Here is a 13,528-nt window from a genome sequence, read left to right as displayed (position 1 = left end):
GGGGCTGCGACGGCGCCCAATCTGGGGGTATGCGCCACGCAGCACCCCGTACCCCGGCCCCGCACTCGGCCGCCCGCGCCGCCGTGTCCGGTTTCGCCGGCCTGCTGGACCTCGCCCTCGGCGACCACTGCGCCGGCTGTGCGCGCCCCGGAGGCCGGCTCTGCCCCTCCTGCGCCCGCGCGCTGCGGACACCGGCCCGGCCGTGCCGGCGGCGTCCGGGATGCCCTCCGGTGTGGGCGGCCGGCGGTTATAGCGGGCTGGAACGCACGGTGCTGCTGGCGTTCAAGGAGCGCAGTGCGCGCGGACTCGCCCGGCCTCTGGGCGCCCGCCTCGGCGGAGCCGTCGCCGCGGCGGCCGGGCACCGCGACGCCCTGCTGGTCCCCGTGCCCGCACGGCCGGCGGCGCTCCGGCGCCGTGGCTACGATCCCGTGCTGCTGCTGGCGCGCGCCGCGGCGCGCGCCAGCAGCACCGCCCGGATGCCGGGCGCGCCGGTCCTGGCGCACCGGCGCCGCGTCGGCGACCAGGTCGGGCTGGACCGCGACCGGCGCCGCGACAACCTCACCGGCGCCCTGGCGGTGCGCGATCCCGCAGCGCTGGCGGGGCGGCGGGTCGTGGTCGTCGACGACGTCGTCACGACCGGGGCCACCCTCGCCGAGGCCGTGCGGGCGCTGCGCGACGCGGGAGCGGCGGTCGTGGGCGGGGCGGTCCTCGCCGAACGGCGGTGAGAACGCGGCGGGTACCCGGGTGCGGCGGAGGGCCGCGACCGGCGGCCGAACGTCTCGAACCGGCCCGACCCCGGGCGGTTCGGGACTTCCGGGAGGTGCGGCCCGCCCCCGCGGCGTATACGGAGCGGGATCACCACCTGACATCTGACGAAACTCGGGTTAGCGTGCAGAGCATGGCACCCGTCCGGGTCCGTGGTTGCGCCGGGTACGGCGTCCCTTCGCGGGGGCGCCCGTTCGGCAAGCCGATGCCAGCCGCAGGCGAAACGGCCCACGTAAGGCGACTTTTCGTCGACCGATCACGGTGCGGCTTAGAGGTAAGTCCTGCCTCGCGGAGGGACCCGATGTCCCTCGGTCGCGGGAGAAGGGCAGTAGTCGCGCTCAAGCGCGGCGGGCCCCTCAGCAGGCGGATGTGGGGACGAAGACCAGGTCGGCCGGACGGGTGGCATCGCAGGCCGGTGCGCGGAGCGGGAACCGTCCCCTCCGCGCCCGGCCCGATGCGTCGCCCGGAGTCGCCGGCACGCGGATCCCGCCGCTTGGCGCAGGCCCGCCGCCTGGCGCAGGCCCCGGTGCCGTGCGCCTGCCGCAGGTCCGCGCACCCACCGCGGCGCCGTCCACGCCCGGCGCCCGAGCACGCTCGCCCCGAAGTGCGCCACTCTGCGCTCTGTGTCCGAATCCCGCCTGTGACCAGCGCGGATTCCTGGCCCCGGGGCGGATATGACCCGCGATCCTGTGGGTATACGCAGGGCCAAACTCAATGAAGGCCGGCCCAGTCACCGCGCGGCCCCGACGGGAGCGCTCGCGGGGTGGCGGAAGGGAGGGCAGCGGACTCACACCGAGCTCCGCGCCCCGCGCGGAGCGGCAGTACCAAGCCGGGCCACCGGAGATCGGTGGCCACGCGTTGAAGGGGGTCTTGTGGACATCATCGTCAAAGGTCGACGCACCGGTGTCAGCGAGAAGTTCCGGCAGCACGTCGAGAACAAGCTCGAGAAGCTCTCCAAGTGGGAGAAGAAGGGCATGAGCGTCGATGTGGAGGTGTCCAAGGAGCGCAACCCGAAGCTCGCGGACATGCGTGAGCGGGTCGAGTTGACCATCCGCTCCACCGGCCCGGTCATCCGCAGCGAGGCGTCCGCCGACGACCGCTACAACGCTCTCGACCTGGCGATCGGCCGCGTCGAGTCGCGGCTGCGCAAGGTCGCCGACCGCAACAAGGTGCACAAGGGCAACCGTGCCCCCGTCTCGGTCGCCGCGGCCACCGCCGACCTCGCCGGCGGCACCCCGGGCGCCTCTGCGGCCCCGGGTGAGGACACCGGCGCCGCGCCGGTCCCCGCACCCGCGGAGAACCCCGACGAGTTCGACGGGAGCACGGTCGACGAGCAGTTCTCCGAGGATTTCGTCGAGCTCGACACCCAAGGGGACGGCCCCGTGATCGTCCGGGAGAAGTTCCACTCGGCCAAACCGATGACCATCGACCGCGCCCTCATGGAGATGGAGCTCGTGGGGCACGACTTCTACCTGTTCCACGACCAGGACCGCGACGCCCCCAGCGTGGTCTACCGCCGCAAGGGATTCAGCTACGGAGTGCTGCGCCTGGTCGACTGACCCGCCTGGCGCGGCCGCCGGTGCGACGGCCCTGCGCCGCGGCCCCGGAGCGCCGGCGCTCCGGGGCCGCGGCGCGAACGCGGCAGGCGCGGCGGGCCGGAGCGCAGACGCAGCGGGGCGCGGTCGCGGAGCGCGCACGGCGGACCCCCGGCGCGCCTGCGCCGGGGGTCGCGGAAGGCGGGTTCAGTCCGCGGCGCCGCGCGGGCCGGGGGAGTCGTCGGCAGCGGCGCGGTGGCCCTCCTCGCCTTCGGCGCCCTGCCGGTCGCGGGCCTTGATCCGGTGCAGCGGAGTGGCGTGCGGCTCCTCCGACTCGTAGTGCGGATCGTCCAGCACCACGTCGGTGAATATGTCCGAGACCGCGAACAGCACGGCGGCCACGGCCATCAGGGCCAGACCGGCGCCGATCAGCCACCAGTGCACGCCCAGCGCGATCCCGATCCCGCCGACCACGAATCCGACCAGGAAGACCGCGACCGAGATCCACGACTCCAGCCGCCCCCGATGGGTCATGGAGGGCGCGAAGTCTCCGCCCTCCCCCTGGTATCCGCGGACGTAGCGGTAGGGACGGCGGGCGCGCCGGCGCTTTCCGCCCTCCGCCGCCGGGGCGCCGGCGGCCGAGCCGCCCGGGCTCCTGGCATCCGTCATGGCGGCACCTCCTGGTACGGGTCGGTGTGCACGGTCCCCTATGGGTCGGATAACCCGAACTGAGTGCCCCAAACCGCCCGCCCACCGGGCACGACGCGGTTGTGACGGTACTGCGACCATGTGTGCATGCACCGTGGGGCTACGGGGTCGCCTAAGATGGAACGCTGGGGGGCAAGGATCCGTCCCGCCTCCGGACGCGGGCCCAGATCTGCGAGGAGCGCATAAGAAGTGCCAGCCATACTCGACAAGGTCCTCCGCGCGGGCGAAGGCAAGATCCTGCGCAAGCTCAACAAGCTGAAGGACCAGATCAACTCGATCGAGGACGACTTCGTCGAACTCGGCGACGGCGAGTTGCGCGAGCTCACCGACGAGCTCCGCCAGCGCCACAAGGACGGCGAGTCGCTCGACGACCTGCTCCCCGAGGCCTTCGCCGCCGTGCGCGAGGCGGCCAAGCGCACACTCGGCCAGCGCCACTTCGACGTCCAGCTGATGGGCGGCGCCGCCCTGCACCTGGGCAACATCGCCGAGATGAAGACCGGTGAGGGCAAGACGCTGACCTCCGCGCTCGCGGTCTACCTCAACGCGCTGGCCGGCGAAGGCGCCCACATCGTCACCCCCAACGACTACCTGGCCAAGCGCGACGCCGAGAACATGGGCCGCATCTACCAGTTCCTCGGCATGAAGGTCGGCGTCCTCGCGCCGGACATGCCGCGCACCGAGCGACAGGCGGCCTACGCCGCCGATATCACGTACGGGACCAACAACGAGTTCGGCTTCGACTACCTGCGCGACAACATGGCCGTCTCCTTCGAGGAGACCGTCCAGCGCGGCCACGCCTACGCCATCGTCGACGAAGTCGACTCCATCCTCATCGACGAGGCCCGAACCCCGCTGATCATCAGCGGCCCCGCGGAGCAGAACTCGAAGTGGTACACCGAGTTCGCCAAGATCGCCCCCCGGCTGGTCCGCGACACCGACTACGAGGTCGAAGAGAAGAACCGCACCGTCGGCATCACCGAGAGCGGCGTCGGCAAGGTCGAGGACTGGCTCGGCATCGACAACCTCTACGAGTCGGTGAACACGCCGCTCATCAGCTTCCTGAACAACGCCCTCAAGGCCAAGGAGCTCTACCGGCGCGACAAGGAGTACATCGTCAAGGACGGCGAAGTGCTCATCGTCGACGAGTTCACCGGCCGCGTGCTGGGCGGGCGCCGCTACAACGAGGGCATGCACCAGGCGATCGAGGCCAAGGAACGCGTCCAGATCAAGGACGAGAACCAGACGCAGGCCAAGATCACCCTGCAGAACTACTTCCGCCTCTACGACAAGCTGGCCGGCATGACCGGTACGGCCGTCACCGAGGCCGCGGAGTTCGACCAGACCTACGGCATCGGCGTCGTGGCGATCCCGACGAACAAGCCGATGATCCGCTCCGACGAGCGCGACGTCATCTACAAGGGCGAGGACGCCAAGTTCGAGGCCGTCGTCGACGACATCGCCGAGTGCAACGAGAACGGCCAGCCGGTCCTGGTGGGCACCACCAGCGTCGAGAAGTCCGAGCTGCTGTCCAAGATGCTCAAGCGGCGCGGCATCGACCACGAGGTCCTCAACGCCAAGAACCACGCGCGTGAGGCGTCGATCATCGCGCAGGCCGGCAAGCTCGGCGGCGTCACCGTCGCCACCAACATGGCCGGGCGCGGCACCGACATCATGCTCGGCGGCAACCCCGAGTTCATGGCCGACGAGGAGTTGCAGCGGCGCGGTCTGAGCCCGCTGGAGACGTCCGAGGAGTACGAGGAAGCCTGGCCCGAGGCGCTGGAGAAAGCCAAGAAGGAGGTCGAGAGCGAGCACGAGCAGGTCGTCGAGGCCGGCGGGCTGTACGTGCTCGGTACCGAGCGCCACGAGTCCCGGCGCATCGACAATCAGCTGCGCGGCCGCTCCGGCCGGCAGGGCGACCCGGGCCTCTCGCGCTTCTACCTTTCGCTCGAAGACGACCTCATGCGCCTGTTCAACAGCGGGCGCGTGGAGCTCATCTACGAGCGGCTGAACATCCCCGACGACCAGCCCATCGAGTCCAAGGTCGTCACCAAGGCGATCCAGTCGGCGCAGGCGCAGGTCGAGGCGCAGAACCTGGAGATCCGCAAGAACGTCCTGAAGTACGACGAAGTCCTCAACCGCCAGCGCAAGGTCATCTACGCCGAGCGCCGCAAGGTGCTTGAGGGCGCCGACCTGCGCGAGCAGGCTGCGGGCATGCTCGACGACGTGCTCGACGGCTACGTCCGCGCCGCCACGTCCGAGGGCGACGCCGGCGACTGGGACCTCGACCGGCTGTGGCAGGCGTTCAAGCAGATCTACCCGATCAGCTTCACCGTCGACGACCTCATCGTCGAGAACGGCGGCGAGGCCAGTTCGCTGACGCCCGACATCATCTCCGAGCGGGTGCTCGAAGACGCCCACGCGGCCTACGCGCGCCGTGAGGAGGAGCTGGGCGCGGAGGCGATGCGCGAACTTGAGCGTCGCGTGATCCTCGAGGTCATGGGCCGCAAGTGGCGCGAGCACCTCTACGAGATGGACTACCTCCAGCAGGGCATCGGCCTGCGGGCCATGGCCCAGCGCAACCCGCTGATCGAGTACCAGCGGGAGGGCTTCGACATGTTCCAGGAGATGCTGGCGGCCATCAAGGAGGAGTCGGTCGGCTACCTCTTCAACGTCGAGGTGCAGGTCCGCGGGAAGTCCACCGCGTCGGTCACGCCGTCCAGCGCCGCGGTCACCGCCGCGGGCGCGAACGGCGCCGTGGTCACCGCCGCCCCGGCCGAGGGCGGCGCGGCGACCGAGGAGGCCGGCGAGGCCGAGGGCGGCACGGCGCCGGACGGCGAGTCGGCGGGCCTGGACGCCGAAGACGTGGTCGAGGCCGAAGCGGCGGCCGACCGCGAGGCCGCGGCCGGCAAGGACGCCGTCGACGACGGCGGCGAGGAGCTTGTGGTCTCCGGCTTCGGCCAGAGCCGCCCGAGCCGTCTGCAGTACTCCGCGCCCGCGGAGGACGGCAGCGTCGATACCCGCACGGAAACGACCGAGGACGCCTACGCCGGCGCATCCCGCAACTCCCCGTGCCCCTGCGGTTCGGGCAAGAAGTTCAAGAAGTGCCACGGCGACCCGCGCAACCGCGGCGCCTAGGACCGCCGTACCGCACGACTGATGCCGGGGCCGACCGCGTTTCGCGGTCGGCCCCGGCATCGTCGGTCCGGGTACCCGTTGCGGGGCCCACGCGGAGTAGGCCGCTCCAGGGGATAGGGCAGGGGGCGCGGTCCGTCCGCGAGCGCGTCTGCTCGCCGCCGAGCGCTCGCCGCGGTTTCCGGTCGGAGCGGTACCGACGGCGCATCCGGGGAGCACCGGGGCGGGCGGCCCTAGTGGCTGCGGCGACGGGGGCTGATGCGCGGCGCGCACCAGCCCCCGTCCACGCACGATGCCGGGGGCGGACCGTGTCCGCCCCCGGCATCAGCGGTCTGCGTCAGCTCTGCGGCTTGTCACCGCGGCTTCCGCCGCTGTCGGAGTCCGCGCCGTGGGCGGACCCGCCCGAGGCGCCTGCGCTCGCAGAGGCGTCCGGGTTCGTGGCCACCGAAGCCTGCTGCTCCTCGGGTTCGCGGCCCGGAGTGGGCAGGTTCAGCCGGGTGATCAGGAAGTAGAAGATCACGTAGTACAGCGCGGCGTAGACGACACCCATGAGCAGGATCAGGCCGAGCCCGGTCGTGTTGGACTTGAAGGCGTTCAGCACCATGTCGATGAGCCCTGCCGAGAATCCGAAGCCCAGATGGGCGTCGAGGGCGTTGAGGACGGCCATCGATATGCCGGTGAGCACCACGTGCACGGCGAACAGGACCGGCGCGATGAAGATGAACGCGAACTCGATCGGCTCGGTGATGCCGGTGACGAAGGCCGTCAGCGCGGCCGAGATCATGATGCCGCCGACGGCCGGGCGCTGGCTCGGGTGGGCGGCGCGCCACATGGCGAACGCGGCCGCGGGCAGGCCGAACATCAGCACGGGGAAGAAGCCGGAGAGGAAGCCGCCCGCGGTGGGGTCGCCGGCCAGGTAGCGGTTGATCTCGCCGTTGAACACGTTGCCGGTCTCGGGGTCGGTGTAGCTGCCGAACACGAACCAGACGACGGAGTTGACGATGTGGTGCAGGCCGAAGGGCAGCAGCAGCCGGTTGACGACGCCGTAGACGCCGGCGCCGACGGCGCCCGAGCCCACGATCCACTCGCCCAGGCCGTTGATCCAGCCGCCGACGGTGGGCCAGATGAACCCGAAGGCCACGGCCACCACCAGGGAGGCTACGGCGGTGATGATCGGGACGAAGCGCCGGCCGCCGAAGAAGCCCAGCCACGTGGGCAGCTTGATGCGGTAGTAGCGCTGCCACAGCAGGGCGGCCAGGAGCCCGATGATGATGCCGCCGAGGACGTCCGTCGGGTTCTTCACCCCCCAGTTGATGATCTCGGATCCTTCGCCGTCGAATCCGGTCACGGTCTCGTGCAACTGGCCGCTGGGGTCGAAGTGGAAGAACATGTACTTCGTGACGCGGTCGAAGACGACATAGCCCACGACCGCGGCCAGCGCGGTGGATCCGTCGGCGCGCTTGGCGAAGCCGATGGCCACGCCTACCGCGAACAGCAGGGGCATGGCCTGGAACAGGGCGTCGCCGGCGGTGCCGATGACGCCGGCCACGGGTTCCATCCAGCCCATGCCGGCGGCGTCGGCGAGACCGCCGGGGTCGGCGCCGTTGCTGCCGAGCATGTCGCCCTGGCCCAGGCGCAGCAGGATCGCCGCCGCCGGCAGGACGGCGATGGGCATCATCAGGCTGCGGCCGATGCGCTGCAGCACGCCCAGGATCGCCGATGACGATCTGGTGGAGGATGGGCCTCCGGTGGTTGCCGAAGTGGAACTCACGGTTCCTCCCAGTTCGAACGGGTCGGATGAGTGCGTACGCGGCGGACGCGTGCGCGGTGGGCCGGGCGGTGGTCAGGAGCCGCCCGGTCGTCGGGGGTCGAGGCGCGAATGCAGCGTGTACCGGTCGGCCCGGTACCGCGACGTCGCCATCTCGACGCATCGGCCGTTGGCGAAGCTGCGGCGCCGCATCGACAGCACCGGGCTGCCTTGGGGCATGCCCAGCAGCTTGGCGTCGGCGGGGTCGCACACGCCGGCCTCGATCGTCTGCTCGCCGGAGTCCAGGATGATCCCGTACTCCTGCTCCAGCACCCCGTACAGCGACCGGCCCGCCAGCGAATGGGTGTCGAGGCCGGGTGCCAGGTCGACGGGTATGTTGGACCGCTCCACCGCCATCGGCTCGCCGTCGGCGGTGCGCAGACGCTCGATGTGGTGCACCGGGGTCTCGGGCTCCAGCCCCATGGCCCGGGCGGTGCCGCCGCTGGCGGGCAGCACCCGGCGAACGAGGTCCTGGGCGCCGGGTTGGAACCCGCGGGCGCGCATGTCCTCGGAGAAGGACGCCAGTGCCAGCGACATCTCGATCTTGGGCCGGGCCATGAACGTGCCCTTGCCGGGGACCCGGTAGAGCTTGCCCTCCGACACCAGCAGGTCGACGGTCTGGCGCACCGTCATGCGCGACAGCCCGTAGCGTTCGCCGAGTTCGCGTTCGGAGGGGATCGGGTCGTCCACCGACAGGCCCGTCTCCACGACCCAGTCCAGTAGCAGATCCCTGAGCTGTGCATACTTCGGGACTGGGCTCGTCGGATCGATCGCCATGGCGGACGCCTGTTCGGTCGGGTGCATGTCTGGTATGACTGGTATAGGCCGGACTAGACCACAGCACGGCGATGCATGTCAATATGTGGATCGCGGCACCGGCGACGCCATCCGGCGCAGTGCCGTATCCGCTGGCCACAGCGACGCACCGGCGCCCAGACGGATCCGAGGGAAGAACTGATGACAACCACCACGAGCTTCATGCGCTCGGAAATCGCCGAGCAGCCCGACGCGTTGCGCGCGACCCTGGACACGCTGCTGCCGCTGATCCCGGAGATCGCCGCTCTCGGCCGGCAGACCCGGCAGGTGCTGTTCATCGCCCGGGGCTCCTCGGACAACGCCGCCGTCTACGGCAGCTACCTCATCCAGGCCCACAGCGGTCGCCTGGCCACCCTGGCCTCGCCCTCCATCGCCACCACCTACGGCGCCAAGGTCGATCTGACCGGGGTGCTCGCCGTGGCCATCTCCCAGTCGGGCCGTACCGAGGAGATCGTCGACACCATGGCCTGGGCCGCCGACTGCGGAGCCCGCACGATCGGCATCACCAACGGCGCGGACTCGCCGCTGACCCGCACCGCCGACATCGCCATGGTCACCCGCGCCGGCGGCGAGCACGCCGTCCCGGCCACCAAGACCTACACCACCCAGCTGGCCGCCCTGGCCGTGCTCGCGCTGGGGCTGGGCGCCGGCCTGGACCGCACCGAGCTGGAGACCGTGCCCGACGCCATCGACCGGGTGCTCGCCCGCCCGGGTGACGAGGTCGACGCCATCGTCGAGCGCCTCGTCGGAGTGCAGGGCGCCGTGGTCTCCGGGCGCGGCATGGCCTTCTCCACCGCGCTGGAGGCCGCCCTCAAGCTCAAGGAGGCCTGCTACCTGCACGCGATGGGGCTGTCCTACGCCGACCTGCTGCACGGGCCCATCGCCGTGGTCGACCGCGCCACCCCGGCCCTGCTGACCGCCGCGAACTCCGGCCCGACCCTGGACGGCACGGTCGCACTGGCCGAGCGCGTCAGCGCAGCGGGCGCGCCCGTCTACGCCGTCGGCGGCGGCTCCGCGCTCGCCGGCGCCTGCGACCTGAGCGTGCCCATGCCCGACCTGCCCGAGTGGCTGGCCCCCATCGCCCTGATCGTCCCCGCCCAGCAGATCACCGAGCGGCTGGCCCGCAGCCTGGGCTACGATCCCGACTCGCCGCGCGGCCTGGGCAAGGTCACCCAGACCTAGGCGTCCTTCCCGGGCGCCGTGTGGGCGCTGCTCCACGCGCCGCCTAAGCTCGAAAGGTCCCCGGCGCCACGGTCCCGGTCGCGGACCCCTCCGCGCACCGCACGCCCCGGCACCGGATCACGCATGATCGAACTGGAGGAACCCATGGCCGACAAGGCAGCGGCGATCGTCGCCGGGCTCGGCGGCGCCGACAACATCGAGGACATCGAGGCGTGCATCACCCGGCTGCGCACCGAAGTCGGCGACCCGGGCAAGATCGACGAGCCGGCGCTCAAGGCCGCCGGCGCCCACGGAGTGCTCGTCTCAGGAAACGTCGTCCAGGTCGTAGTGGGGCCCGAGGCCGACTCGCTCACCGACGACATCAACGATCTGCTCGACTGACCCGACCGCCCGTCAGCACGGCTGACGACCGCCACCGGGCGCGGCCGACCGCCGGCCGGCCGCGCCCCGTCCGCAGGAGGTGCCGCGTGCTCCAAGTGTTCGCTCCCGTCCCCGGGACCGCCGTTCCCATGTCGGAGGTTCCCGACCCCGTATTCGCCCAGGGCATGGTCGGCCCCGGTGCCGCCGTCCGGCCCGCCGCGCGGCCGCAGGAGGCCGCCGCGCCCATCAGCGGCCGGATCGCAAAGCTGCACCCGCACGCGTTCATGGTGCTCGCCGCGAGCGGGCACGGCGTGCTGGTGCACCTGGGCATCGACACGGTCAAGCTCGACGGTGCCGGTTTCGAGAAGCTCGTCGCCGAGGGCGACGACGTCGAGGCGGGCACCCCGGTCATCCGGTGGGACCCCGCCGCCGTCGAGGCACAGGGCCTGTCCGCGGTCGTTCCGGTCGCCGCGCTGGAGGCCGAGGCCGCCGCCCTCGGTTCGACCGCCGACGGCGACGTGGCCGCCGGCGATCCGCTGTTCACCTGGTCATGACGGTTCCCGACACTCCCGGGCCCCGCGCCGCCCTCTTCGACCTCGACGGGACGCTGATCAACAGCGAACCGCGCTCCCTGCAAGTGTGGTCGCGGCTGCTGGACATGCACAACGTCGCCTACGACGAGAGCACCCTGCACCGCTTCATGGGCCGCCGCGGCGCCGACGTGCTCAACGAGGACCCCCATCTCTTCCCGGGTGTCACCTGGGACGTGCTGCTGGCCGAGCTCCAGATGATCCAGGCCGACCCCGACCTGCCCCCGTCCGAAGAGCTGCCCCGGTCGGTGGCGTTCCTGCACCGCCTGCATGCCCAAGGGGTGCCGTTCGGCCTGGTGACGTCCGCGGGCCGCGGATGGGCCGACATCGCCCTGGAGCGGATGGGCGTGCTGGCGATGTTCCGCGGCCTGGTCACCGCAGCCGACGTCGCCGAGGGCAAGCCCGACCCGGAGGGCTACCTCGGCGGGGCCCGCCTCCTGGGCGAAGACCCCGCCCGCGTCGTGGTGTTCGAGGACACTCCCGCCGGTATCGAGGCGGGGCGGCGCGCCGGCATGCGCGTCGTCGCGATCACCACCACCCACGGGCCCGCGGCACTCAGCCGGGCCGACCTGGTCGTCGACCACCTCACCGAGGTCGACTGGCCCGGCATCGGCCGGCGGGCCCGACCCGAGCAGTAGCAACCGTCAAGAAAGGTGCGTCCCGTGGCGCAACGCCGAGTCACAGTCCAGTCCGAGGTCGGCCTGCACGCCCGCCCCGCCGCCCTGTTCGTCGGGGCCGCCGCCGAATCCGACGGAGAGGTGACGGTCGCCAAGGGCGAGGGCCAGGCGGTGTCGGCCAAGAGCATCCTGGCCGTGATGGGTCTGGACGTCCGCAAGGGCGACGAGGTCGTCATCACCGCCGACGGCGACGGGGCCGAGCAGATGCTCGACCGGCTCGCCGAGATCGCCGACGCGGGCTGAGGGGGAGGACATGCCGCAGACGCTCACGGGCGCCGGTGTCAGCCCCGGCGCCGGCTACGGCCCGGCCCGGCGGCTGGTGCGCGAGGTTCCCCGGCCCGACCCCGACGCCCGCCACGACGGCGACGCGGCCGCCGAAGCCGACCGCGCGGTAGCGGCGATGGAAGAGACCGCCCGGGACCTCGGAGAGCGCGGCGAGGCCGCCGGCGGCGAGGCCGCGGAGGTACTCAACGCCCAGGCGCTGATGGCCCGCGACCCCGCCCTCGCCGACGACGTGCGCAAGCGCGTGGACGCGGGCGCCGCGGCCGCCCGCGCGGTGTCGGAAGCGATGGCGGTCTACCGGGAGATGCTCGCGGCGGCGGGGGAGTACATGGCCGCGCGCGTCGCCGACCTCGACGACGTACGCGAACGGATCGTGGCCCGGCTGATGGGGGCGCCGGTGCCCGGCATCCCCGAGTCCGACGTCCCGTTCGTGCTGGTCGCCGAGGACCTGGCGCCGGCCGACACCGCGACGCTCGACCCCGAGCGGGTCGTCGCGTTCGTAACCCGCGAGGGCGGCCCCACCAGCCACACCGCGATCCTCGCCCGGTCCCTGGGGCTGCCGGCCGTCGTCGCCTGCCCGGGCGCCGACACCGTGACCGAGGGGACGCGGGTGCTGGTCGACGGCGCCACCGGCGACGTGTCCCTCGAACCCGAGCCGGGGACCGTCGACGCCGCCGTCGCCGCTTCGCGCGCCCGCGCCGACGCGGCGGCCCGCAGCAGCGGGCCCGGCCGGACCGCCGACGGCCACCCGGTGCCGCTGCTCGCCAACATCGGCGGCCCGCAGGACCTGCCGGCGGCGCTGGAGAACGGCGCCGAGGGGGTCGGGCTGTACCGCACCGAGTTCCTGTTCCTCGACCGCTCCGACGCGCCCGGCCACGACGAGCAGGTCGCCGCCTACCGGTCGGTGCTGGAAGCGTTCCCCGGCGGGCGGGTCGTCGTGCGCACCCTCGACGCCGGCGCGGACAAGCCGCTGGAGTTCCTCGAATCGGGCGGGCAGCAGGAACCCAACCCGGCGCTGGGGGAGCGGGGGCTGCGGATGATGCGCCGCCTGCCCGAGACCCTGGACGCCCAGCTCGCGGCGCTGGCCGAAGCCGAACGCGACACCGGCGCCTACCTGCAGGTCATGGCGCCCATGGTCACCGACGCGGCCGACGCCGAGTGGTTCGCGGCGGCAGCCGCCGCCTCCGGCGTCGCGCACCCGGGGGTGATGATCGAGGTCCCCGCAGCGGCGCTGCGGGCCGGCAGCATCGCCGAGCACGCCGACTTCTTCAGCGTCGGCACCAACGACCTCACCCAGTACACCTGCGCCGCCGACCGCGAAACCGCGGGCCTGGGGCGCTTCCAGGACCCCTGGCAGCCGGCGGTGCTGGACCTCGTTGCGGCGTCGGCCGCATCCGCCGCCGACGCGGGACGCACGTGCGGTGTCTGCGGAGAGGCGGCGGCCGATCCGCTGCTGGCCTGCGTGCTGACGGGACTCGGTGTCACGAGCCTGTCGATGGGCGCCCCGGCGCTGCCGCTGGTGCGCGCCGCGCTTGCGCGCGCCGACCTCGCCCAGTGCCGCGCCGCCGCCGAGGCGGCCCGCGGCGCCCGAGGGCCGGACGAGGCCCGCACCGCGGCCTCCGAACGCCTGCCGGCCCTGGCGGATCTGGGACTTTAGGCCGCGCCCGCGGGGGC

At 72.4% G+C, this 13,528-nt stretch carries 12 protein-coding genes; 9 read left to right on the top strand and 3 right to left on the bottom strand.

What is annotated here, in order from left to right; all coding sequences use genetic code 11:
• Window positions 1-29 precede the first annotated feature (29 nt).
• Window positions 30-725: a ComF family protein gene (locus tag HNR25_RS06965; protein ID WP_184633880.1), complete on the top strand. Its 696-nt coding sequence runs from the start codon at window positions 30-32 to the stop codon at window positions 723-725.
• Between the two features lie 912 nt (window positions 726-1,637).
• The gene (hpf, locus tag HNR25_RS06960; protein ID WP_184633879.1) at window positions 1,638-2,324 is read left to right on the top strand and encodes a ribosome hibernation-promoting factor, HPF/YfiA family; all 687 of its coding nucleotides are present in this window, start codon (window positions 1,638-1,640) and stop codon (window positions 2,322-2,324) included.
• 183 nt (window positions 2,325-2,507) lie between these two features.
• Here the strand turns inward: hpf and HNR25_RS06955 are convergent, their stop codons facing one another.
• On the bottom strand, window positions 2,508-2,969 hold the full coding sequence (locus HNR25_RS06955) for a hypothetical protein (RefSeq protein WP_184633878.1): 462 nt from the start codon (window positions 2,967-2,969) through the stop codon (window positions 2,508-2,510).
• Between the two features lie 228 nt (window positions 2,970-3,197).
• Between HNR25_RS06955 and secA the strand changes: the two genes are divergently transcribed.
• Entirely contained in the window at window positions 3,198-6,143 is a 2,946-nt protein-coding gene (secA, locus tag HNR25_RS06950; protein WP_184633877.1) for a preprotein translocase subunit SecA, read from the top strand.
• A gap of 334 nt (window positions 6,144-6,477) precedes the next feature.
• Here the strand turns inward: secA and HNR25_RS06945 are convergent, their stop codons facing one another.
• On the bottom strand, window positions 6,478-7,911 hold the full coding sequence (locus HNR25_RS06945; RefSeq protein WP_312862397.1) for a PTS transporter subunit EIIC: 1,434 nt from the start codon (window positions 7,909-7,911) through the stop codon (window positions 6,478-6,480).
• Window positions 7,912-7,983: 72 nt separating this feature from the next.
• Window positions 7,984-8,724 carry a GntR family transcriptional regulator gene (locus HNR25_RS06940; RefSeq protein WP_184638931.1) on the bottom strand — a complete coding sequence of 247 codons (741 nt, stop codon included), beginning with the start codon at window positions 8,722-8,724 and terminating at the stop codon, window positions 7,984-7,986.
• A gap of 180 nt (window positions 8,725-8,904) precedes the next feature.
• On the opposite strand from HNR25_RS06940, the gene HNR25_RS06935 reads away from it, so the two are divergent.
• The 6 genes from HNR25_RS06935 to ptsP all read left to right on the top strand — a co-directional run bounded on the left by HNR25_RS06935 (window position 8,905) and on the right by ptsP (window position 13,511).
• Window positions 8,905-9,945, top strand: coding sequence for an SIS domain-containing protein (locus HNR25_RS06935; RefSeq protein ID WP_184633876.1), 1,041 nt, complete (start codon window positions 8,905-8,907; stop codon window positions 9,943-9,945).
• A 144-nt stretch (window positions 9,946-10,089) separates the two neighbouring features.
• Window positions 10,090-10,326: a PTS sugar transporter subunit IIB gene (locus HNR25_RS06930; RefSeq protein WP_184638930.1), complete on the top strand. Its 237-nt coding sequence runs from the start codon at window positions 10,090-10,092 to the stop codon at window positions 10,324-10,326.
• An 86-nt stretch (window positions 10,327-10,412) separates the two neighbouring features.
• Window positions 10,413-10,859 carry a PTS sugar transporter subunit IIA gene (locus HNR25_RS06925; RefSeq protein ID WP_184633875.1) on the top strand — a complete coding sequence of 149 codons (447 nt, stop codon included), beginning with the start codon at window positions 10,413-10,415 and terminating at the stop codon, window positions 10,857-10,859.
• Window positions 10,856-11,533, top strand: coding sequence for an HAD family hydrolase (locus HNR25_RS06920; protein WP_184633874.1), 678 nt, complete (start codon window positions 10,856-10,858; stop codon window positions 11,531-11,533). Before HNR25_RS06925 ends, HNR25_RS06920 begins: the two co-directional genes overlap by 4 nt.
• 24 nt (window positions 11,534-11,557) lie before the next feature.
• On the top strand, window positions 11,558-11,815 hold the full coding sequence (locus tag HNR25_RS06915; protein WP_184633873.1) for an HPr family phosphocarrier protein: 258 nt from the start codon (window positions 11,558-11,560) through the stop codon (window positions 11,813-11,815).
• A 10-nt stretch (window positions 11,816-11,825) separates the two neighbouring features.
• Window positions 11,826-13,511: a phosphoenolpyruvate--protein phosphotransferase gene (gene ptsP, locus HNR25_RS06910; RefSeq protein ID WP_184633872.1), complete on the top strand. Its 1,686-nt coding sequence runs from the start codon at window positions 11,826-11,828 to the stop codon at window positions 13,509-13,511.
• Window positions 13,512-13,528: the final 17 nt, after the last annotated feature.

Source organism: Streptomonospora salina (assembly GCF_014204715.1).
GTDB lineage: Bacteria > Actinomycetota > Actinomycetes > Streptosporangiales > Streptosporangiaceae > Streptomonospora > Streptomonospora salina.
The sequence above is the reverse complement of the archived record's forward strand: the minus strand, read 5'-3'. Positions and strand labels throughout refer to the sequence as shown.

Coding starts and splice junctions, on each gene's coding strand:
- HNR25_RS06920 (WP_184633874.1), top strand. CDS start 10,856: ATGACGGTTCCCGACACTCCCGGGCCCCGCGCCGCCCTCTTCGACCTC.
- HNR25_RS06940 (WP_184638931.1), bottom strand. CDS start 8,724: ATGGCGATCGATCCGACGAGCCCAGTCCCGAAGTATGCACAGCTCAGG.
- HNR25_RS06965 (WP_184633880.1), top strand. CDS start 30: ATGCGCCACGCAGCACCCCGTACCCCGGCCCCGCACTCGGCCGCCCGC.
- ptsP (WP_184633872.1), top strand. CDS start 11,826: ATGCCGCAGACGCTCACGGGCGCCGGTGTCAGCCCCGGCGCCGGCTAC.
- HNR25_RS06930 (WP_184638930.1), top strand. CDS start 10,090: ATGGCCGACAAGGCAGCGGCGATCGTCGCCGGGCTCGGCGGCGCCGAC.
- HNR25_RS06955 (WP_184633878.1), bottom strand. CDS start 2,969: ATGACGGATGCCAGGAGCCCGGGCGGCTCGGCCGCCGGCGCCCCGGCG.
- HNR25_RS06935 (WP_184633876.1), top strand. CDS start 8,905: ATGACAACCACCACGAGCTTCATGCGCTCGGAAATCGCCGAGCAGCCC.